Source organism: Arthrobacter sp. LjRoot14 (genome assembly GCF_964253905.1).
Classification (GTDB): domain Bacteria; phylum Actinomycetota; class Actinomycetes; order Actinomycetales; family Micrococcaceae; genus Arthrobacter.
The window spans coordinates 3,220,104-3,239,126 of record NZ_CAXURL020000001.1; the positions used below are offsets into that span (position 1 = coordinate 3,220,104).

Consider the following 19,023-nt stretch of genomic DNA (forward strand, 5'->3'; position numbering starts at 1 on the left):
GGAAACTCCCCTGTGAGTGAATTGCATACGCACCAACTTCTGACCGACGAAACCGGCACTGAAACGATTGAGCCGGAAGAGACCATCATCTCGGACGAAAAGCCGCACGAGATCGAGGAGAAATCGTTCGCGGACTACAACGTCCGGGCCGACATCGTCGAGTCCCTGGCCGACGCCGGAATCACCCACCCCTTCCCCATCCAGGCAATGACGCTGCCCGTGGCCCTCGCCGGCCACGACATCATCGGCCAGGCCAAGACGGGCACCGGCAAGACCCTGGGCTTCGGCATCCCCGCGCTGCAGCGCGTGGTGGGCCGCGACGACCCCGGCTTTGACAAGCTGGCAGTCCCGGGCGCTCCGCAGGCACTGGTGATTGTGCCAACCCGGGAGCTCGCCGTCCAGGTTGCCAAGGACCTGGAAAACGCCGCCCGGAAGCGCAATGCCCGCATTGCCACTATTTACGGCGGCCGCGCCTATGAGCCGCAGGTGGATGCCCTGCAGAAGGGCGTCGAAATTGTTGTCGGCACCCCCGGCCGCCTGATCGACCTGTACAAGCAGAAGCACCTGAGCCTGAAGAACGTCAAGATCGTCATCCTCGACGAGGCCGACGAAATGCTGGACCTCGGCTTCCTGCCGGACGTCGAGACACTGATTGCCGGGACCCCCGCCGTCCGCCAGACCCTGCTGTTCTCGGCAACCATGCCCGGCCCGGTCATCGCCATGGCCCGCCGCTACATGACCCAGCCCACGCACATCCGTGCGGCTGATCCGGATGACGAGGGCCTGACCAAGCGCGACATCCGCCAACTGATCTACCGCGCCCACAGCATGGACAAGATCGAAGTAGTGGCCCGCATCCTGCAGGCACGCGGCCGTGGCCGCACCATCATCTTCACCAAGACCAAGCGCACTGCCGCCAAGGTGGCGGAAGAACTGGTGGACCGCGGGTTCGCTGCGGCCGCCATTCACGGCGACCTTGGCCAGGGTGCCCGGGAGCAGGCCCTCCGGGCCTTCCGCAACAACAAGGTTGACGTCCTGGTGGCCACCGACGTCGCCGCCCGCGGCATCGACGTCGACGACGTCACGCACGTCATCAACTACCAGTGCGTCGAAGACGAAAAGATCTACCTGCACCGCGTGGGCCGCACCGGCCGCGCCGGTAACAAGGGCACCGCCGTGACCTTCGTCGACTGGGACGACATGCCGCGCTGGGGCCTGATCAACAAGGCGCTGGGGCTCAGCGTGCCGGAGCCGGTGGAAACCTATTCCTCGTCCCCGCACCTCTATGAGGAACTGGACATTCCGGAAGGCACCAAGGGGCGCCTGCCCCGCGACAAGCGCGTACTCGCCGGCGTCGACGCCGAGGTCCTCGAGGACCTGGGCGAGACCGGCAAGAAGCCCGGGCGCGGCAGCGCAAGGGACGGCGGCCGTGACACCGCCCGCGGCGGAAGCACCGGCGGCGGACGCGACAGCGGCCGCTCCGGCGTACGCGACTCCCGCCGCAGCGAGGCCGGGAGCAGCAGGGACGGCGCCGGACGTGAGGGCGGACGTTCAGGTGAGCGCCGTCGTCGTACTTCCGACAGCACTGCGGCAGCTGCTCCGGCAGCCGACGCAGCCCCCGTGGCCGCAGCGCCCGCTGCAGCGCCGGCGGAGGTCGACCGGGCAACCCGCGCCCGCCGACGCACCCGCACGCGCCGCCGCAACGGTGAAGTGGTGGGCGGCGGCAACGCACGCCAGGACGGCACCCAGCCTGGCAACGCCGAGGCCTAAACCCCTCAATGACTGACACCGTCTGGGCGCCGGACGGCAGCAACCTGGTGGTACACGCGGACAACGCGGAGTACCTCCCCACGCTGCCGGACGGCGCCTTCACACTCATCTACGTCGACCCGCCTTTTAACACGGGCCGCGCCCAGAGCCGGCAGCAGACCACCATGGTGCGCAACGCGGACGGCGGCGGCGACCGCGTGGGCTTCAAGGGCCGCTCCTACGACACGATCAAGGGCGCCCTGCACAAATACGACGACGCCTTCAGCGACTACTGGTCCTTCCTGGAACCCAGGCTCGTGGAAGCGTGGCGGCTACTGGCTGACGACGGCACCCTGTACCTCCACCTGGACTACCGGGAGGTCCACTACGCCAAGGTGATGCTGGACGCCATCTTCGGCCGGGAGTGCTTCCTGAACGAGATCATCTGGGCCTACGACTACGGCGCCCGCGCCAAATTCCGCTGGCCCACCAAGCACGACAACATCCTGGTGTACGTCAAGAACCCGGCCAAGTACCACTTCAACAGCGCTGAAGTGGACCGCGAACCGTACATGGCGCCCGGACTGGTCACTCCGGAAAAGCGGGAGCTGGGGAAGCTGCCCACCGACGTCTGGTGGCACACCATCGTCTCCCCCACCGGCAAGGAGAAGACCGGCTACCCGACGCAGAAGCCCGAGGGCCTGATCCGCCGCGTGGTGGCCGCTTCCAGCAGGCCGGGTGACTGGTGCCTGGACTTCTTCGCCGGCTCCGGCACCCTCGGTGCCGTCGCCGCGAAGCTGGACCGTAAATTCGTCTGCGTGGACCAGAACCAGCCTGCCATCGACGTCATGGCCAAGCGGCTCAGCGCCCTGGCGTCGTTTACGTCGTTCCCGTAAGGGACGGAAGAGTTCAAGGACGCACGACGGCGGTTCCGCTGGCCTGCTCTTCAATCCTCGCCAGGACCTCGGGTGCCGTGAGGTTCTCGCCCAGCAGGTTCGGCTTGCCGGTGCCGTGGTAGTCGGAGGAGCCTGTGACCAGCAGGCCGTGTTCCTCGGCGAGTGCACGCAGGTAGGCGCGGCCCTTCTCCGGGTTGTCGCGGTGGTCGATCTCCAGGCCGGCCAGGCCGGCGTCGATCATCTCCAGGTAGGTGCGCCTGCCCACCACCCGGCCACGCGCCGAGGCCACCGGGTGGGCGAACACGGGCACGCCTCCCGCCTCCCTGACCAGGGCCACGGCAACGGCCGGATCCGGGGCGTAATGCTGGACAAAGTACCGGGACTGAGACGTCAGGATCGAGGCAAAGGCCTCGGTCCGGTCCGCGACCACCCCGGCCGCCACCAGGGCATCGGCAATGTGCGGCCGTCCCAGCGTCGCGCCGGGTGCCACATGGTGGATGACGTCGTCCCAGGTCAGCGGGTAGTCCTCGGCCAGGAGGGTGACCATGCGTTCCGCCCGGATGAGGCGGGCGTCCTTGGCCTTGGTGATTTCCTCCAGCAGGCCGGGGTGCGACGGATCGTGCAGGTAGCTGAGCAGGTGGACGCTGATGCCCTCCTCCGTCCGGCAGGAAATCTCCATGCCGGGTACCAGGACAATGCCCTCCGTCCGGGCCGCCGCCGAAGCTTCCGCCCAGCCGTCGGTGGAATCGTGGTCGGTCAGGGCCACCACGTCCAGGCCCGCGGCTGCGGCGGCCGCCATCACCGCTGCGGGCGCCTCCGTGCCGTCGGAAACATTCGAGTGGGCATGCAGATCAATCCTCACCTGCCCAGCCTAGTAGATGGCCGGTGCGGTGTTCGGTGGCCCCGGCCACGCAGCTGGTGAGACTATGGGACGGTGAACGATGCAGACAACACCTACAACGGTGAAAATACAGCAAACCAGCCCCTCGAAGAGCGCGTCAACAACCGCTCGCAGCGGCCCAGTTCCGACGCCTTCAAGGCCTTCATGGCCAGCAACTGGGCGCCCTCGGCACAAGAGCTCCCCGATCGGGACGCCGTGGCCGATCACGCCGCCGCCCGGCGTCGCACCATTTCCGGCCTTTTCAAGGGCGAACGACTGGTGGTCCCTGCCGGGCCGCTGAAGGTCCGCTCCAATGACTGCGACTACCGCTTCCGCCCGCACTCCGGTTTTGCCCACCTGACCGGCCTGGGCCTCGACCACGAGCCCGACGCCGTGCTCATCTTCGAACCGGTGGAAGAAGGAAAGGGCGACGACGGCGGGAACCACCGCGCCACTCTTTACTTCCGCCCCCTCGCCGGCCGCGACACCGAACAGTTCTATGCAGACTCCCGCTCGGGCGAATTCTGGATCGGTGCCCGCCCCACGCTGGCAGAATTCGAACGCAGGCTGGGCCTCGCCACTGCCCACATCGACGAGCTCGAACTGGCAATCACCAAGAATGTGGGCGCCCCCGAGATCGGCGGTATCTCCATCCGGCTGGTGCGCAAGGTGGACGAGAACATCGACGCCCTGGTGGACACTGCCCGCTACAACACGGCCAAGGACCCGGACAACCTGGACCTGGGCGTGCTGGATGCCCTTGATGAGAAGCTCACCGAGGCCCTCTCCGAGCTCCGCCTGCTCAAGGATGCGTGGGAAGTCGAGCAGATGAGGATCGCCGTGGCCGCGACCGTGGAAGGGTTCACCGAAGTGGTCAAGGCCCTCCCCCGGGCCCTGACGCACCAGCGCGGCGAGCGCGTGGTCGAGGGCGCCTTCTTTGCCCGTGCCCGGGAAGAGGGCAATGAGCTGGGCTACGACACCATCGCGGCCTCGGGCAACAACGCCACCGTGCTGCACTGGACGCGCAACACCGGAACGGTCAGCGCCGGCGAGCTGCTGCTGCTGGATGCCGGCGTTGAGGCCGATTCCCTCTACACGGCCGACGTCACCCGTACCCTGCCCGCCAACGGCACGTTCACCGAAGTCCAGCGCAAGGTTTATGAGGCTGTCCTGGACGCGGCGGACGCGGGTTTCGCCGCCGCGCAGCCCGGCACCAAGTTCCGCGACATCCACACGGCCGCCACCACCGTCCTCGCCGAGCGCCTCGCGGAATGGGGCCTGCTGCCCGTGTCCGTCGAGGAAGCCATCAGCCCCGAAGGCCAGCAGCACCGCCGCTGGATGCCCCACGGCACCAGCCACCACCTGGGCCTCGATGTGCACGACTGCGCCCAGGCCAAGCGTGAGCTCTACCTGGACGGCGTCCTCACCCCGGGAATGGTGTTCACGATCGAGCCGGGCCTGTACTTCAAGAACGAAGACCTCGCGATTCCGGCGGAATACCGCGGCATTGGCGTCCGGATCGAGGACGACATCCTCATGACTGCCGACGGTCCGGTCAACCTCAGCGCCGCACTCCCCCGCAAGGCGGACGACGTCGAGTCCTGGATGGCGGGCATCTACCAGGAAGCAGAGCACACACAGCCGTAAGCCGCTAAACACAAAGGCCTCCGTCCGGATCATCCGGACGGAGGCCTTTGTGTAAGGGGGACTACTACTGCTGGTTGCCGCCCTCAGCGGGCTCCTGCCTGGGTCCGTCCTCCTGTTTGTGGGTGTCGGTCACGCGGACACCGTACTGCGGCCGGCCGTCCGGGAGATCGGGGTAGCGCACTGCGGGTTTCGGCGCGGCCTGATGCTGTTCCTCGGAAGCGGCCTGCGGTCCGTTGCCGGGCGCGGCCGCTGCATGCGCGCCGTAGGACGGCTGGTTCCCTGCCTCAGGCGTCCTCTGGCCGTAAGGATCGTTCCATCCTGCAGGACGCTGGGGTCCGGATCCCTGCTGCGGGCCGGGGCCCTGCTGGGGTCCGGATCCCTGCTGCGGGCCGGGGCCCTGCTGGGGTCCGGATCCCGGCTGCGGACCGTGCTGGTGCCCCGGCTGTTGAAACGGCTGGGTCTGGCCATACGATGCGGCCCCGGCGGACGCATCCGACGTGGTCATGGGCAGCTGCTGCAGCATGCGCCGTGCCTCATGGGACGCCTCAAAGGCCACCACGACGTCGTAGTTGGTGGCCACCACCTGGCTGGTTGAGGTGAAGTCGCGCTTCCCGCGCTGCATCGCGTAGGTCACGATGCCAAAGAGCATAAAGAACGCCGCACCCATGAGCACCGAGGTCACAATCGAGAAGTACCCGCCGGTCGGCGAGAAGAAGGACAGCATGACGCCCACGAACAAGCCAAACCACATACCGCTCAGTGCGCCCGACAACGCCACCCGCGGGTAGCTCAGCCGGCCGGTAACGCGCTCCACCATCTTGAGGTCGTTGCCCACGATGGACACCAGCTGGACGGGGAACTGCTGGTCTGCGAGGTAGTCCACCGCCTTTTGGGCGTCCAGGTAAGAGGTATACGAACCGACGGTGTCCCCGGCCGGAACCGTGCGGAACTCGTCCGGCCCGTTCGGGACACCGGCCTTGGGGGCACCAAAAATGTTTGACATACATCCATTCTTGCCCATCCGGCTGTGTGCAGGCTGAAATTCAGCTAAAAGAGAGCAGACTCGGTAGCCTGTAGTGGTGAGCACAAATATTTCGCGGGTGTTTGTTGCGCGCCTCCTCGGACTGGATGTCTTCGACCCCCTGGGCGACCGTCTCGGCAGGTTGCGCGATGTCGTCGTGCTCTCCCGCGGCACCCGGGGCGCCCCGCACGTTGTGGGCATCGTAGTGGAGGTACCCGGTAAGAAGCGCGTCTTCGTACCGATGACCCGAATCACCTCGATCGACCAGACCCAGATCATCTGCACGGGCCTGGTCAATCTGCGCCGCTTCGAACAGCGCGGCGCGGAAACCCTCGTGGTGGCTGAGATGTTCGACCGCCGCGTGACCCTCGCCGATGGCAGCGGCGATGCCACCATCGAGGACATCGCGATGGACAAGCACCGTTCCGGCGACTGGTTTGTCAGCAAGCTCTTCGTCCGCCGCGGGCACTCCCTCTCGCCGCTGAGCCGGCTGCGCCGCAATGAGACCATGATCATCGACTGGGCCGACGCGCAGCAGGGCGCCAAGACGGAGCCGCAGGCCGCAACCCAGTTCGTCGCCACCCACGAGGACCTGAAGCCTGCCGACTTCGCCGAGGCCCTCCAGGAAATGAGCGATAAGCGCCGTTTCGAGGTCGCCAGCGAACTCCAGGACGAGCGCCTCGCCGATGTCCTGCAGGAGATGCCCGAAGGTGACCAGGTGGAAATCCTCTCCGCCCTCGACGTCAACCGCGCCGCCGACGTCCTCGAAGAGATGGACCCCGACGACGCCGCCGACCTCCTCGCCGAACTCCCCAGCGCCCAGGCGGAGGAACTGCTTCAGCTCATGGAACCCGAGGGCGCCGAAGACGTCCGCCGCCTGTTGGAGTACGACGAGGACACCGCCGGCGGTCTGATGACCCCGGTCCCGGTCATCCTCCCGCCCGAGGCCACCGTCGCCGAGGCCCTCGCCCACGTCCGCCGCGAGGAACTCTCCCCCGCCCTGGCCTCGTCGATCTTCATTGCCAGGCCTCCGCTGGAGACGCCCACCGGCCGTTTCCTCGGCGTCGTCCACATCCAGCAGCTGCTGCGCTTTCCTCCGCCGGAACCCCTCGGAAACCTCGTGGACAAAACCCTGGAACCGGTCTCGGACCAGGCGCACATCAGCGAGGTGGCCCGCACCCTGGCCACCTACAACCTCAACTCGCTCCCCGTGGTCAACAGCGACGGTCGGCTTGTGGGGGCGGTGACTGTTGATGACGTGTTGGATCACCTGCTCCCGGATGACTGGCGCGCCCACGAGGACGACGCCCCGATAAGGAAACTTGGAGGCCGCGTTGGCTGATAACAGCACACCCAGAACCTCCACTGCCCGGCCGGGCGGTAAAGGCGGCGGCAAAGGAAGCCTCGACACTCCCCTGAGCGGGCGCCAGCGGATCCTGCCGAAGTTCTCACCGAACCCGGACGCCTTCGGGCAGACGACCGAAGGCTTTGCCCGCTTCATGGGAACGCCGCAGTTCCTGGTCTACATGACGGTGTTCTGCATCTTCTGGCTGGTCTGGAATACGTGGGCCCCGCTGGAATGGCAGTTCGATTCACGCGAGCTCGGCTTCACGTTGCTGACGCTGATGCTGTCCCTGCAGGCGTCCTATGCGGCCCCGCTGCTGCTGCTCGCCCAAAACCGCCAGGACGACCGTGACCGCGTGTCGCTGCAGCAGGACCGCCAGCGCGCCGAACGCAATCTCTCGGACACCGAATACCTCACCAGGGAGCTTGCGTCGCTGCGCATCGCACTGCGTGAAGTTGCCACCCGTGACTACGTCCGTGCCGAACTCCGCAGCCTCCTCGAGGACATGCTGGAGGCGCAGGAAGAACTCCGCACCCATGATCCGTCCGGCACGGGAAGCCACGAGTCCCCCAAGGACAAGGTCAAGGAGAAGTTGAAGGAACGGCGGGACAAGCAGCGTAACCCGCGGACCCAGCAGATCCCCAGGGTGAAGCCGGAACATACCGGCTACCCTGCGCACCTCAACACCCCCGAAAGCTGAGTACTGACCGTATGATCACCCCCCTGGCCCAGGCAGTGGACGCTGCACTGGCCACTGTCATCGATCCCGAACTGCGCCGCCCCATCACCGAACTCGGCATGGTGGAGTCGGTGACCATTGACGACGGCGGACGCGTCCGACTCGTTGTCCTGCTCACCATTGCGGGCTGTCCGCTGCGCGGCACCATCACCGCGGACTCAACCGCCGCGCTGTCCGCGGTCCCCGGAGTGACCCACGTCGACGTCGAGCTCAAAGTCATGACGCAGGAGCAGCGGGACGCGTTGAAAGAGCAGCTCCGCGGCCCCGGCGGCCAGCGCGGCATTCCGTTCAACCAGCCCGGCTCCCTCACGAAGGTCTTCGCCGTGGCCAGCGGCAAGGGCGGAGTGGGCAAGTCCTCCGTGACAGTCAACCTCGCCTGCGCCATGGCAGCCCAAGGCCTGCGCGTCGGCATCATCGACGCCGACGTGTACGGGTTCTCTGTCCCTGCACTGATGGGCATCGACCAGGCTCCCACCCGGGTCGACGACATGATCCTGCCGCCGGTGGCCTACGGCGTCAAAGTCATTTCCATCGGCATGTTCGTCAAGGGCAACCAGCCGGTCGCGTGGCGCGGGCCCATGTTGCACCGGGCCCTTGAGCAGTTCCTCACCGACGTCTACTTCGGCGACCTGGACGCCCTCTTCCTTGACCTGCCCCCGGGAACCGGGGACATCGCCATCTCCGTGGCGCAGCTGCTTCCGAAGGCCGAGATCCTGGTGGTGACCACGCCGCAGACCGCCGCCGCAGACGTCGCCGAGCGGGCCGGCGCCATCGCTACGCAGACAGGCCAGTCGGTGGCCGGGATTGTGGAGAACATGTCGTTCCTTGAAATGCCCGACGGCGGGAGGATGGAACTGTTCGGCAGCGGCGGCGGCGCTGTGCTCGCCGAACGGCTGTCCGCCACGGTCGGTGCGGACGTGCCGCTCCTGGGCCAGATACCGCTGGACATCCTGCTGCGCGAGGGCGGTGACGCCGGCGAGCCGATCGTGCTCGGCCGGCCCGAGACTCCTGCGGCCCAGGCGCTGACGGGAATTGCGGGGAAGCTCGCAGCGAGGCCACGGGGGCTGACGGGAATGAAGCTGGGCCTGCAGCCCCGCTGATTGAGCCTGGCGACATCCGTCTCGGCGATTGCGCCCGTCAAAGTCCCGGCCCCGCGATGGAGGCTGCCGGACTTCCGGCCTAGGTGGCCTCGGAATCGAACGGTGCACGCTCGCCGTCGGCCAGCCGTTCAATGACGCGTGCCGGGCGCTCTTCCGCATAGGACGCGGCAGAGGCCGAGGCAACGGCCGCAACCGCTGCCGGCGCGCCGGCGCTGACGGGCTTGGTGTCGTCGTCGAGCAGGGCTTCCTTGATGATCCGGCGGGGATCGTACTGGCGCGGGTCGTATTTCTTCCAGTCGACCTCGTCGATGTCGATGCCGACTTCGTCCTTGATCTGTTCCCGGGCGCCCGACGCCATCCGGCGGACTTCCTTGACCAGGTTCGCCAATTTCTGGGTGTATTCGGGCAACCGGCTGGGGCCGATCACCAGGACGCCGATGATCAGCAGAAGTAGAAACTCCGGACCGTTGATTCCAAACACCCTAGGAAGATTACCCTCTCCGGGACACTGGTGACGATTCTGACGCGGGCCGCACAACGGCCGTCCCGGCGGGCAGCCGCCTCATGGCGTGAAAAGCTCCACAATGCGCCCCAGCCCGCGCTGCAGCCTTGCGGTCAGGTCTTCCGGGGCGGCCGAGGTGCTGGCGGCCGCTGCGGACCCCGCAGCGTCCTTGATGCCGTGCACCGGCGTGACCGAACCTGAGCGAACCAACTCCGTCACGCCGTCGTCGGCCGTGTCTGCGGGCAGGTCCGAAATGTAGGTGAACGTCACACCGGGTGCCTGGTAAATGGCACGCCACGGGGCTGCGGCGTTGATCCAGAGCGACCCGGCACCGCCCGCCGGACTGCCGGCAGCGCCTGGCGCCGCGGGCACGAACCCGTCGTCCGCTGCAGGACGGCCGGTCAGGATATTCGTAGGCGATGTCACCGGGCGGGTGGATGGTGCAGCACCTGCCGGGCCCGGTTGCGGATGCTGTTCCAGGACGGTGGCAAAATGCTTCCCGTCGGTGAGCCTCATTTCCAGGATTCCCTGCCCCGCCACAGCTTCCCGCCGCGCCCAGAGCATGTGGAAACCCATCTCCCGAAGCTCCGGGCAAGACCAACCCTGCGTGCGGAGTTGTTCAAGATCGGCACTTGTCAGCATGCCGGCTGTCCCGAGGGACGCGGAGCCCGTCGACGACTGCAGCCCGAAGGTGGCTTCCTCCTGCTGGACCGACGTTGCGGGTGCGGCTCCTGCCTCGGGCGCGGGATCACCGGCCATGAAATATGCGGCGGCAGTGACCATACCGGCTGCGGCAACGGCTCCGCCTGCTGCGATGCCGAGGCCCCTCAGCGTCCGGGATCCTGCAGCAGCGTAGCCGGGTGCGGGGTGCCAGGCTGCGGTGTTTTCGGCCGCCCCTGACGCCGTGGCGAGCTGCTGCGTCCGGGCCAGGAGCCTGGCCGTGAAGTCATCGCTGGCGGCCGGGATCGAGGCACGCCGCATGCGCTCCAGGTACTGGCGCTCACGCCACTGCAGCGTCAAGCATTCAGGGCAGGACTTTATGTGCTCCGCGCTGCGTCCGCGCTTGCTGCGCGGCAGCAGTCCGCGCGCACAGTTGCCTCCAAGGCCACGCAGCAGGTTTCTCAGCTGACCCATGGAGCCGATCAGAGGATGCCGGCGATGCGCGGCAGCTTGAGCCGTGGCTTAAGGGACTGCCTGGTGCGGGGATCCCGGTGCGCCAGCTTCTCCCGGAGCATGGTGCGTCCGCGGTGGATGCGGGACCGCACTGTTCCGAGTTTGACGCCCAGCGCCTCGGCCACCTCGTCATAGGACAGGCCTTCGAGGTCGCACAGGACGACGGCGGCGCGGAAGTCCGGCGGCAGTTCCTCCAGGGCCGCCTGGACATCGAGGTCCAGGTTGTTGAATTCAAAGCTCTGTTCGGGGCCAGGTTCACGGCCGGGGAGCCGTGATTCGGCGTCTTCGGCAAGGGCGTCGAATCGGATGCGGCTCTTGCGCCGCGCCTGGTCCAGGAAGAGGTTGGTGGTGATCCGGTGGAGCCAGCCGTCGAGCGTGCCGGGCTTGAAGTTCTCCAGCGACCTGAAGACGCGGACGAACACCTCTTGGGTGAGGTCCTCGGCGTCGTACTTGTTGCCGGTCAAACGGTAGGCAAGGCGGTAGACCTTGGCGGAGTGGTTGGTTACCACTTCCTCCCAGGTTGGCCTGACCCACTCCGCTTCTGACTGGGCCACTGAATCTTCAATTGCCGGGACAGGTGCCACAACTGATGCTGACATCGTCCACTCCCCTCGTGGATGGTACTAACGCCTGGACGGTGCTGACACCAGTGCTTCGGCGCCGATCACCTCCTGGATGAGCGGATTAACATCATTTCAAAGTTGGCTGGGAATTTCCTGACTATCCGGGGTCTTCAGCCTTGGGCGGAAACCTTCTCTGCCCGGAATCGGAGGAGTTGCGCCCGTCACATCGGGCCGCAGCCACAGCCCGCCGGGCCGTCACCTCCGGGCCGGGCGCCGCCGGACACAGTACGCTGTTAGGAACAATCCCCTGCCGCCCAGAAAGCGAATCCTCATGAGCGCCGATAAGTCCACGAGCTGGTCCTATGCAGAAGATCTGCCTGCCGAGGATGAAGTATTGCTGCATGCTCGGGAGCGTTCCTTTGAGCTGGGCGTCACCCCGGTCGGACCGGGCGTGGGCGCGGTGCTGACGGTACTGGCGGCAGCTTCAAAAGCGCAGACGGCCGTGGAAATCGGAACAGGAGCCGGCGTCTCCGGTGTCTGCCTGCTCCGCGGCCTTGGCCCCCAGGCGGTCCTGACCACCATCGACGTGGACGTGGAACACCTCCGGGCGGCACGGGAGGCTTTCCAGGAGGCCGGAAGCCCCGCCAACCGGACCCGCACCATTTCCGGCCGTGCCGGTGACGTGCTGCCGCGGCTGACCGACGGCGCCTACGATCTGGTGTTCATCGACGCGGACAAGCCGGGTATTCCGGGGTATGTCGAGCAGGCAATCCGCCTGCTGAAACGCGGAGGCCTGCTGGTCATCAACGACGCCCTGGACAAGGACCGCGTAGCCAACCCGGCGGCCCGGGATTCAACCACCGTGGTTCTTCGCCAGGTGGGCAAGGCAATTCGCGACGACGAACGGCTGGCCTCGGCCATGCTGCCCACCGGTGACGGCCTGTTGGTAGCGGTCAAGAAATAAGGAAGGGCCCGCAGCCAAAAGCCGCGGGCCCTTCCAGAGCAAATCTATTCGGTAACGCCGACCAGGCATTCCTTGAGGTTTGCCGCCTCTGCCGCGTTAAGTTCGACCACAAGCCGCCCCCCGCCTTCGAGCGGCACACGCATAATCAAGCTGCGGCCCTCTTTGGTTACTTCCATAGGGCCGTCGCCGGTGCGTGGTTTCATAGCCGCCATGAGGAAAATCCCCTCCAATAGTCCCAGGACCTACCAGCCCGGGCGGGCTGTGGCCGCGTCGTCAATCAAGCCGCTATGACGGCTTAGCAGCAACCGCCATGGCTGAACAGTTTTGAATGCAATTTGTTCATGCTTCACCCCTATTATCCTGTAATTACCCGGCTGTAGCTAATTGATGGATTTTCTTCATCACTTGGAAAATTGTGGCCGCGGTCATAGCGCCCGCGCCCGGGTCACGGCGGGTAGTCTCCCCCGCCGGGCAGCTGGGCCCAGGCCCACAGCCATACGATCCAGACAATCTGGAGCAGGACGAACATGGTGACCACGGTTCCCCGGTAGGCGCGGGAACGCGACATGAGGGCTGCACTCAGCGCCAGCGGGAAGAGCGGCAGGAGCATCCGGAACGTGCTGGTCTGGGGATGCAGGAACACGAGCAGGTAACCCATGTAGCAGACGCACCAAAGCCGCAGCTCCGTCCCCAATGCCGCCACGGGGGAGGATGTCATGACAAGCCCGAAGGCCGCTACAAATATGAATGGAGCCAGCACCCCCAATGCTGGCCCGAAGAGCTGGATTCCGGTGTCGAACCACGGCTTGAAGGGCACAAGGTCATGGCCGCGCCAGACGGTTTCCGTCTTGGTGTATGCCGAAGGATCTCCGGTAACAGCCCAGGCGATGGCAGGCCACATCAGGGCGCCGAGTCCGCTGACTGCGGTCAAACCCGCCAGGCCCAGGAGGTCCCGTCCACTGTGAGCCGGGGCCTCATCGCCGCGTCGGATGCCGGGACGGGTGCGCTCCCACAAACGGTAGGCGAGCAATCCTCCAGCCATGGCGGCAAACGGAACCCCCGTGGGCCGGGAAAGGCACATGAGGACGACTACCGGCATAGCCCACAGATATCGCCTCTGCATGACCAGGAGCAGTGCCGACGCCAGCAGCAAAAGGTTCAGCGACTCGGCATAGGGAACCTGGAGGACGGCGGCCACGGGAAAGGTGGAAAAGAAGACCACACCCCACATCGCCGTGCGGTGGGCGGCTTTCTGCCGAAAGAGCCGATACACCACCAGCGCGGCACCCAGCCCGGCAGCCATCGCGATGACTGTGAGGGCCAGCGCGGGGTCCATGCCCGTCATGGCCGAGAGTGCCCGCCCGAGCATCGGAAAGAGCGCATAGAAAGCCCAGGCGTTCTCCTGGACGTTGCCGCCGTCGTCCACGGGAAGCTGACTCGGGTAGCCGTTCCGGAGTACCTCGCCGTACCAGCGGGCGTCCCAGATATTGATGAAGTTCCAATAATCAGGCTTTGCGGGAAACCACGGGTTGACTCCCTGGTGCAGGGCGGCCGCCATGAAGATGCAGGCGCTGACAAGCCGTGCGGCAGTGTAGACGCAGGCCACTTGCGCCCACCACGGCCATAGGCCCGCGCGCGCAGCGGCCGAACCCATGCGTTGACGCAGCAGGGCATTCACTCCCTGGTTTCCCTCCGGCACCACCCGACCGGCCGACGTGCCCTGTTGGCTCAAGGCCCGCTCTCCCCTGGCTGCGCCGGCGCGAGTTCCGCGCGCAAGCGTTCAATTTCCTGGTCCTTGGCGGCAAGCTGGTCCCGGAGGTCGTCCAGGACCTGGTCAACCTGATCCATGCGGTAACCGCGCAGCCCCAGGGCAAAACGGATCCGGTCGACATCGGCAGGCGCCGCCTCGGCAGGAAGCAGCACCGGGGGAAGCGAGGCCACAGGTTCGTCGAAACCGTCCAAAAGCGCGGACTCCGCGGACCGTCGGCGCCGAAAAATACCCGACGCGGAATCCGCTCCGAAGAAGAGCGCGGCGCCTATCAAAGCGATGGCGAGGAATATCAGGAAGAAACTCACAGGATCCATCGTGCCAGACACCGGAGCGGCAGCTACTCCGGCCGCTGATTGCCGTTCGGGCCGCCTGCGCCATTGCCCGTGCTGCTTCCCGGCGACGGGCGGATGGCGCCGTGGATGACCAGGTCCACCGCATGGCCGGGCTCGTCGACCACCTGGATGAGGCTCAGGTCCTTCTCGGAGATCATCCCGTCTTCCACGAGCGTGCCCCTGATCCAGTCGATCATGGGTCCCCAGAAGGCAGTGCCCAGCAGGACGATGGGGAACGAGGTGACCTTCCGGGTCTGGACCAGGACCATCGCTTCGAAGAGTTCGTCCAGGGTGCCCAAGCCGCCGGGAAGGACAATAAAGCCCTGGGCATACTTCACGAACATCGTCTTCCGTGCGAAGAAATAGCGGAAGTTGATTCCGAGGTCCACCCACTGGTTGAGGCCCTGTTCGAACGGGAGCTCAATGCCGAGTCCCACGGAGACGCCGTTTCCCTGGACGGCACCCTTGTTGGCCGCCTCCATGGAGCCCGGGCCACCGCCGGTAATAACGGCAACTCCCGCTTCAGCCAGTTTGCGGCCCACTTCAACGCCCAGTTCGTAGTAGACGGATCCGGGTTTGGTGCGGGCGGATCCGAACACGCTGACGGCCGGCCCCAGGTCCGCGAGGGCACCAAAGCCTTCCACGAACTCACTTTGGATCCTGAGCACGCGCCAGGGGTCGGTGTGGACGAACTGGCCCGGGCCTTTCGTGTCCAGCAGGTGCTGGTCCGACATCTCCACTGCCGCCTGTTTGCGTCGCAGCTCCAGCGGACCCTTGTGACGGGTGGCAATGGGAGGTACTGGAGTTGGAGAAGGCTGCGGATCGGTACTCATCCACCAAGGCTAGCGCGGTTCGACAAGCCCGACCGTCCGGCGCGTCCGAACCCGCAGCAGCGGGCACCCGGGGCGCTGACCTGCAGGTATCTCTTGAATTACGATCTGCATGAAGTTGGAGTGATTGCCGTCATATCCCGCTAATGTTCGCTAGATTCTCTCTTATGACTACTCAAGTGCCCGGCGATGCGCTCGTCTCCCTGAAAGCCGTGAACAAGCACTACGGCCAGCTGCACGTACTGAAGGACATCAACCTCAACGTCCGCAAGGGCGAAGTTGTTGTGGTCATCGGACCGTCCGGTTCCGGTAAATCGACTCTCTGCCGGGCCATCAACCGTCTGGAGACGATCGATGACGGCAAGATCGCCATCGACGGTAAGGAACTCCCGGAGGAAGGCAAGGAACTCGCCAAGCTGCGGGCCGACGTCGGAATGGTGTTCCAGTCCTTCAATCTCTTTGCCCACAAGACGATCCTCGAGAACGTCACCCTGGGGCCGATCAAGGTTAAAGGGGTGTCCAAGGCGCAGGCCGACAAGGACGCCATGGCACTGCTGGAACGCGTCGGCGTCGGACACCAGGCACCCAAGCTGCCGGCACAGCTCTCCGGCGGCCAGCAGCAGCGCGTGGCAATTGCCCGCGCCCTGGCCATGAAGCCGAAGGTCATGCTCTTTGACGAGCCCACCTCGGCCCTTGACCCGGAGATGATCAACGAAGTCCTTGACGTCATGATCCAGCTGGCCAAGGAAGGGATGACCATGATCGTGGTCACCCACGAAATGGGCTTCGCCCGTAAAGCCGCTGACCGCGTGGTGTTCATGGCGGACGGCCAGATCGTCGAGGACTCGACGCCCGAGGAATTCTTCACGAACCCGCAGAGCACCCGCGCCAAGGATTTCCTCTCCAAGCTCCTCACTCACTGATTCCCCGAGACCGCACCAACTCAGTTCGCACCTAGGCCACCACAGTGGCCGCCAATGAAAGGTAATGTCATGAAGGCATTTATGACCCGACGAAAGTCCTTTGTGGTTGCCGCATCAGCGGCCCTCGCACTCACCCTGAGCGCGTGCGGTGGCGGCGGGGGTTCGTCAACCACGAACCCGCCGGTTGCGGAGAAGCCGAGCTTTGCGGCTGACACCACCATGGCCAAGCTGTCCTCAGCCGGCAAGATCACCATCGGCACCAAGTTCGACCAGCCGCTGTTCGGCCAGAAGGGCCTGGACGGAAAGCCGGTCGGCTTCGACGTCGAAATCGGCAAGGCCATCGCCGCCAAGCTGGGAATCGCCGCCGACAAGATCGAATGGGTGGAAACTGTTTCCGCGAACCGCGAACCGTTCATTGAGCAGGGCCGCGTTGACATCGTCGTGGCTACTTACACCATCAATGACGCCCGCAAGCAGAAGGTTTCCTTCGCGGGCCCGTACTACGAAGCCGGCCAGGCGCTGCTGGTGAACAAGGACGACAACTCCATTACCAAGCCCGAAGACGTCGCAGGCAAGAAGGTCTGCTCCGTGACCGGGTCCACCCCGGCAAAGACCATCGTGGACAAGTACAAGGCCGAACTCGTTCCGGCCGCGAACTACACCGCGTGCCTGGAACCGCTCCGCAACAAGCAGGTAGTTGCCGTCACCACGGACAACGTGATCCTCGCCGGCTACGTGGACAAGGAACCTGAAGCCTTCAAGCTCGCCTCCGAAGAGACCTTCACCAAGGAGCCTTATGGCATCGGCCTGAAGAAGGACGACACCGTATTCCGCAACTGGATCAACGACCAGCTCGAAGGCTTCGCCAAGGACGACACGTACAAGAAGGCCTGGGAAGCTACCGCCGGCAAGGTCATCAAGACCGTGCCGGACCTCCCGACTATCGACCGCTACTAACGGGCATCCGGTGGTTGTCGGCGGACGTGCAGGTCCGCCGGCAACCACCATCCGCAGGTTCCGCCCCTAGTTCCGCCGTCGCCGAAGGACATCATGGACGTCATCATCGAAAGCCTCCCGCAGTATTGGGACGGTTTCCTCCGCACACTCTTCCTGGCCGCCGTCTCCGGTATCATCGCCCTGGTCTTCGGCACGATCCTGGCCGCCATGCGCGTTTCACCCGTGGCGGCGCTTCGCGGCTTCAGCATGTTCTATGTGGAAGTCGCCAGGAACACCCCGCTCACCATCATCTTTTTCTTCTCGGCCATCGTGCTGCCGCGCCTGGGCGTGAAATTCGACCAGTTCGAAGTGGCCGCCATTATCGCGTTGAGCGGTTACACAGCCGCCTTCGTGGCCGAGGCCGTCCGCTCCGGCGTGAACAGCGTTGCCGTTGGCCAGGCTGAGGCCGCCCGCAGCATCGGCATGACCTTCGCGCAGGTCCTGGGCCTGATTGTCCTGCCCCAGGCGCTCAGGACGGTGGTCCCGCCCCTGATCAACATTCTCATCGCCCTCGTGAAAAACTCCTCCGTGGCCGGTGCCTTCTTTGTTCTCGAGTTGTTCGGTTATGGCCTGCAGCTCTCGAACTCGCGCGGCGACGCGGTGATGTGGGTGCTGATCGGCGTCGCATTCTTCTACCTGCTGCTGACGGTGCCGCTCGGCCTCCTTGCCCATTATGTCGAACGTAAGGTGGCGATCGCCCGATGACTTCAGTTCTGTACGACGTTCCCGGGCCCAAAGCCCGGCGAATCTCCCTCATTGGCTCAGTAGTCGGTTCCATCGTCATCGCCGGCGGCGTCATAGGCGCGGTGGTCATCCTTTCCAGCCAGGGCATCTTCGACGCTGACCGGTGGGCCGTGTTCGTCAATGAGTATGCCAGGGACGTCTGGACCCAGCTGGGACTCGGCGTCCTCGCCACCCTGCAGGCCGCGGCGGTTGCTGCTGTCATCGCCTTCCCGCTGGGTGTGGCACTGTGCCTGCTCCGCATTTCGCTCATTCCGTGGATCCGCATCCCCACGCAGGTGGTACTGGAATTCCTCCGCGGCATGCCGGTGGTCCTGATGATCCTGTTCGTGCTGCTGGTATTCGCCACGAGTCCCTACGTGGCCGTCGTGTCGGGCCTGGTGCTGTACAACGCGGCGATCTTCTCCGAAATCCTGCGCGCCGGGATCCAGTCCCTGCCCAAGGGCCAGCGCGAAGCCGGACTTGCCATCGGCCTGCGAAGCTTCCAGTCACGGCTGTCCATCGAGTTCCCGCAGGCCATCCGCCGCATGCTTCCCTCGTTGATCGCACAGCTGGTGGTCCTGCTCAAGGACACCTCACTGGGCTATATCGTGGCGTACGAGGAACTGCTGCGTAAGGTCAAGCTGATTTCCGACCTGGAACCGAGCCTGCTCTTTTCGGCATTCTTCGTTGGCGCGGCCATTTACATTCTGATCAACCTGTCGGTGTCCCGACTGGCTATCTGGATCGAACGCCGCGGCTCCAAGAAGGCCGCCGGCGGCGTTGCCAAGGCCGAGCCAGCCTTGGTTGAGACCGCTGCCAAGTAAATCCTGGAAAACATTGAAGGCCCGGATCCGCAAGGATCCGGGCCT

General features: G+C 65.4%; 20 protein-coding genes. 11 read left to right on the top strand and 9 right to left on the bottom strand.

Going from position 1 to position 19,023, the window contains the following annotated elements:
• The first annotated feature begins 12 nt into the window (after positions 1–12).
• Together ACSQ12_RS14485 and ACSQ12_RS14490 are read left to right on the top strand one after the other, a co-directional pair.
• Positions 13–1,770, top strand: a complete 1,758-nt coding sequence (locus tag ACSQ12_RS14485; protein WP_436065849.1) for a DEAD/DEAH box helicase — start codon at positions 13–15, stop codon at positions 1,768–1,770.
• A gap of 8 nt (positions 1,771–1,778) precedes the next feature.
• Positions 1,779–2,645, top strand: coding sequence for a DNA-methyltransferase (locus ACSQ12_RS14490; protein ID WP_436065850.1), 867 nt, complete (start codon positions 1,779–1,781; stop codon positions 2,643–2,645).
• A gap of 13 nt (positions 2,646–2,658) precedes the next feature.
• Here the strand turns inward: ACSQ12_RS14490 and ACSQ12_RS14495 are convergent, their stop codons facing one another.
• On the bottom strand, positions 2,659–3,507 hold the full coding sequence (locus tag ACSQ12_RS14495) for a PHP domain-containing protein (RefSeq protein WP_436065851.1): 849 nt from the start codon (positions 3,505–3,507) through the stop codon (positions 2,659–2,661).
• A 72-nt stretch (positions 3,508–3,579) separates the two neighbouring features.
• Between ACSQ12_RS14495 and ACSQ12_RS14500 the strand changes: the two genes are divergently transcribed.
• Complete coding sequence (locus ACSQ12_RS14500; RefSeq protein ID WP_436065852.1) at positions 3,580–5,172, top strand: aminopeptidase P family protein; 1,593 nt, start codon at positions 3,580–3,582, stop codon at positions 5,170–5,172.
• A 64-nt stretch (positions 5,173–5,236) separates the two neighbouring features.
• Here ACSQ12_RS14500 and ACSQ12_RS14505 read toward each other — a convergent pair whose 3' ends face one another.
• Entirely contained in the window at positions 5,237–6,175 is a 939-nt protein-coding gene (locus tag ACSQ12_RS14505; protein ID WP_436065853.1) for a general stress protein, read from the bottom strand.
• Between the two features lie 76 nt (positions 6,176–6,251).
• Here ACSQ12_RS14505 and ACSQ12_RS14510 point away from each other — a divergent pair, with 76 nt between their 5' ends.
• From ACSQ12_RS14510 to ACSQ12_RS14520, 3 genes are read left to right on the top strand one after another with little or no spacing between them, the layout of a single operon-like run.
• A complete protein-coding gene (locus ACSQ12_RS14510) occupies positions 6,252–7,535 on the top strand; it encodes a magnesium transporter MgtE N-terminal domain-containing protein (RefSeq protein ID WP_209743351.1) in 1,284 nt (427 codons plus the stop codon).
• Complete coding sequence (locus ACSQ12_RS14515) at positions 7,516–8,238, top strand: DUF1003 domain-containing protein (RefSeq protein ID WP_209743349.1); 723 nt, start codon at positions 7,516–7,518, stop codon at positions 8,236–8,238. The genes ACSQ12_RS14510 and ACSQ12_RS14515 overlap by 20 nt, the downstream gene beginning before the upstream one ends.
• An 11-nt stretch (positions 8,239–8,249) precedes the next feature.
• On the top strand, positions 8,250–9,377 hold the full coding sequence (locus ACSQ12_RS14520) for an Mrp/NBP35 family ATP-binding protein (RefSeq protein ID WP_436065854.1): 1,128 nt from the start codon (positions 8,250–8,252) through the stop codon (positions 9,375–9,377).
• A gap of 79 nt (positions 9,378–9,456) precedes the next feature.
• On the opposite strand, the gene ACSQ12_RS14525 is transcribed toward ACSQ12_RS14520, so the two are convergent.
• The 3 genes from ACSQ12_RS14525 to sigE form a co-directional block, all read right to left on the bottom strand.
• On the bottom strand, positions 9,457–9,858 hold the full coding sequence (locus ACSQ12_RS14525) for a Sec-independent protein translocase TatB (protein WP_209743345.1): 402 nt from the start codon (positions 9,856–9,858) through the stop codon (positions 9,457–9,459).
• A gap of 81 nt (positions 9,859–9,939) precedes the next feature.
• Entirely contained in the window at positions 9,940–11,013 is a 1,074-nt protein-coding gene (locus tag ACSQ12_RS14530) for an anti-sigma factor (RefSeq protein ID WP_436065855.1), read from the bottom strand.
• A gap of 8 nt (positions 11,014–11,021) precedes the next feature.
• A complete protein-coding gene (gene sigE, locus ACSQ12_RS14535) occupies positions 11,022–11,651 on the bottom strand; it encodes an RNA polymerase sigma factor SigE (RefSeq protein ID WP_011692635.1) in 630 nt (209 codons plus the stop codon).
• Between the two features lie 295 nt (positions 11,652–11,946).
• Between sigE and ACSQ12_RS14540 the strand changes: the two genes are divergently transcribed.
• Complete coding sequence (locus tag ACSQ12_RS14540) at positions 11,947–12,579, top strand: O-methyltransferase (RefSeq protein WP_011692636.1); 633 nt, start codon at positions 11,947–11,949, stop codon at positions 12,577–12,579.
• 44 nt (positions 12,580–12,623) lie between these two features.
• On the opposite strand, the gene ACSQ12_RS14545 is transcribed toward ACSQ12_RS14540, so the two are convergent.
• The 4 genes from ACSQ12_RS14545 to ACSQ12_RS14560 all read right to left on the bottom strand — a co-directional run bounded on the left by ACSQ12_RS14545 (position 12,624) and on the right by ACSQ12_RS14560 (position 15,515).
• Positions 12,624–12,791, bottom strand: coding sequence for a DUF3117 domain-containing protein (locus ACSQ12_RS14545; protein WP_009357720.1), 168 nt, complete (start codon positions 12,789–12,791; stop codon positions 12,624–12,626).
• A gap of 233 nt (positions 12,792–13,024) precedes the next feature.
• A complete protein-coding gene (locus tag ACSQ12_RS14550; RefSeq protein ID WP_436067007.1) occupies positions 13,025–14,233 on the bottom strand; it encodes a hypothetical protein in 1,209 nt (402 codons plus the stop codon).
• A 74-nt stretch (positions 14,234–14,307) separates the two neighbouring features.
• A complete protein-coding gene (locus ACSQ12_RS14555; protein WP_436065856.1) occupies positions 14,308–14,664 on the bottom strand; it encodes a DivIVA domain-containing protein in 357 nt (118 codons plus the stop codon).
• Between the two features lie 23 nt (positions 14,665–14,687).
• Positions 14,688–15,515 carry a TIGR00730 family Rossman fold protein gene (locus ACSQ12_RS14560; protein WP_209743337.1) on the bottom strand — a complete coding sequence of 276 codons (828 nt, stop codon included), beginning with the start codon at positions 15,513–15,515 and terminating at the stop codon, positions 14,688–14,690.
• 164 nt (positions 15,516–15,679) lie between these two features.
• Here ACSQ12_RS14560 and ACSQ12_RS14565 point away from each other — a divergent pair, with 164 nt between their 5' ends.
• From ACSQ12_RS14565 to ACSQ12_RS14580, 4 genes are all read left to right on the top strand, one after another.
• The gene (locus ACSQ12_RS14565; protein WP_436065857.1) at positions 15,680–16,435 is read left to right on the top strand and encodes an amino acid ABC transporter ATP-binding protein; all 756 of its coding nucleotides are present in this window, start codon (positions 15,680–15,682) and stop codon (positions 16,433–16,435) included.
• A 69-nt stretch (positions 16,436–16,504) separates the two neighbouring features.
• The gene (locus tag ACSQ12_RS14570; protein WP_436065858.1) at positions 16,505–17,392 is read left to right on the top strand and encodes a glutamate ABC transporter substrate-binding protein; all 888 of its coding nucleotides are present in this window, start codon (positions 16,505–16,507) and stop codon (positions 17,390–17,392) included.
• Positions 17,393–17,485: 93 nt separating this feature from the next.
• On the top strand, positions 17,486–18,136 hold the full coding sequence (locus ACSQ12_RS14575; protein WP_209743331.1) for an amino acid ABC transporter permease: 651 nt from the start codon (positions 17,486–17,488) through the stop codon (positions 18,134–18,136).
• Entirely contained in the window at positions 18,133–18,978 is an 846-nt protein-coding gene (locus ACSQ12_RS14580; protein WP_436065859.1) for an amino acid ABC transporter permease, read from the top strand. The genes ACSQ12_RS14575 and ACSQ12_RS14580 overlap by 4 nt, the downstream gene beginning before the upstream one ends.
• The last annotated feature ends 45 nt before the right edge of the window (positions 18,979–19,023 follow it).

What these genes read in the sequence shown, in the direction of transcription:
- ACSQ12_RS14520 (WP_436065854.1), top strand. Translation starts at nt 8,250, where the DNA reads ATGATCACCCCCCTGGCCCAGGCAGTGGACGCTGCACTGGCCACTGTC.
- ACSQ12_RS14550 (WP_436067007.1), bottom strand. Translation starts at nt 14,233, where the DNA reads ATGGGTTCGGCCGCTGCGCGCGCGGGCCTATGGCCGTGGTGGGCGCAA.
- ACSQ12_RS14565 (WP_436065857.1), top strand. Translation starts at nt 15,680, where the DNA reads ATGACTACTCAAGTGCCCGGCGATGCGCTCGTCTCCCTGAAAGCCGTG.
- ACSQ12_RS14505 (WP_436065853.1), bottom strand. Translation starts at nt 6,175, where the DNA reads ATGTCAAACATTTTTGGTGCCCCCAAGGCCGGTGTCCCGAACGGGCCG.
- ACSQ12_RS14545 (WP_009357720.1), bottom strand. Translation starts at nt 12,791, where the DNA reads ATGGCGGCTATGAAACCACGCACCGGCGACGGCCCTATGGAAGTAACC.
- ACSQ12_RS14490 (WP_436065850.1), top strand. Translation starts at nt 1,779, where the DNA reads ATGACTGACACCGTCTGGGCGCCGGACGGCAGCAACCTGGTGGTACAC.
- ACSQ12_RS14555 (WP_436065856.1), bottom strand. Translation starts at nt 14,664, where the DNA reads ATGGATCCTGTGAGTTTCTTCCTGATATTCCTCGCCATCGCTTTGATA.
- ACSQ12_RS14570 (WP_436065858.1), top strand. Translation starts at nt 16,505, where the DNA reads ATGAAGGCATTTATGACCCGACGAAAGTCCTTTGTGGTTGCCGCATCA.
- ACSQ12_RS14580 (WP_436065859.1), top strand. Translation starts at nt 18,133, where the DNA reads ATGACTTCAGTTCTGTACGACGTTCCCGGGCCCAAAGCCCGGCGAATC.
- ACSQ12_RS14530 (WP_436065855.1), bottom strand. Translation starts at nt 11,013, where the DNA reads ATGGGTCAGCTGAGAAACCTGCTGCGTGGCCTTGGAGGCAACTGTGCG.
- ACSQ12_RS14540 (WP_011692636.1), top strand. Translation starts at nt 11,947, where the DNA reads ATGAGCGCCGATAAGTCCACGAGCTGGTCCTATGCAGAAGATCTGCCT.
- ACSQ12_RS14575 (WP_209743331.1), top strand. Translation starts at nt 17,486, where the DNA reads ATGGACGTCATCATCGAAAGCCTCCCGCAGTATTGGGACGGTTTCCTC.
- ACSQ12_RS14560 (WP_209743337.1), bottom strand. Translation starts at nt 15,515, where the DNA reads ATGAGTACCGATCCGCAGCCTTCTCCAACTCCAGTACCTCCCATTGCC.
- sigE (WP_011692635.1), bottom strand. Translation starts at nt 11,651, where the DNA reads ATGTCAGCATCAGTTGTGGCACCTGTCCCGGCAATTGAAGATTCAGTG.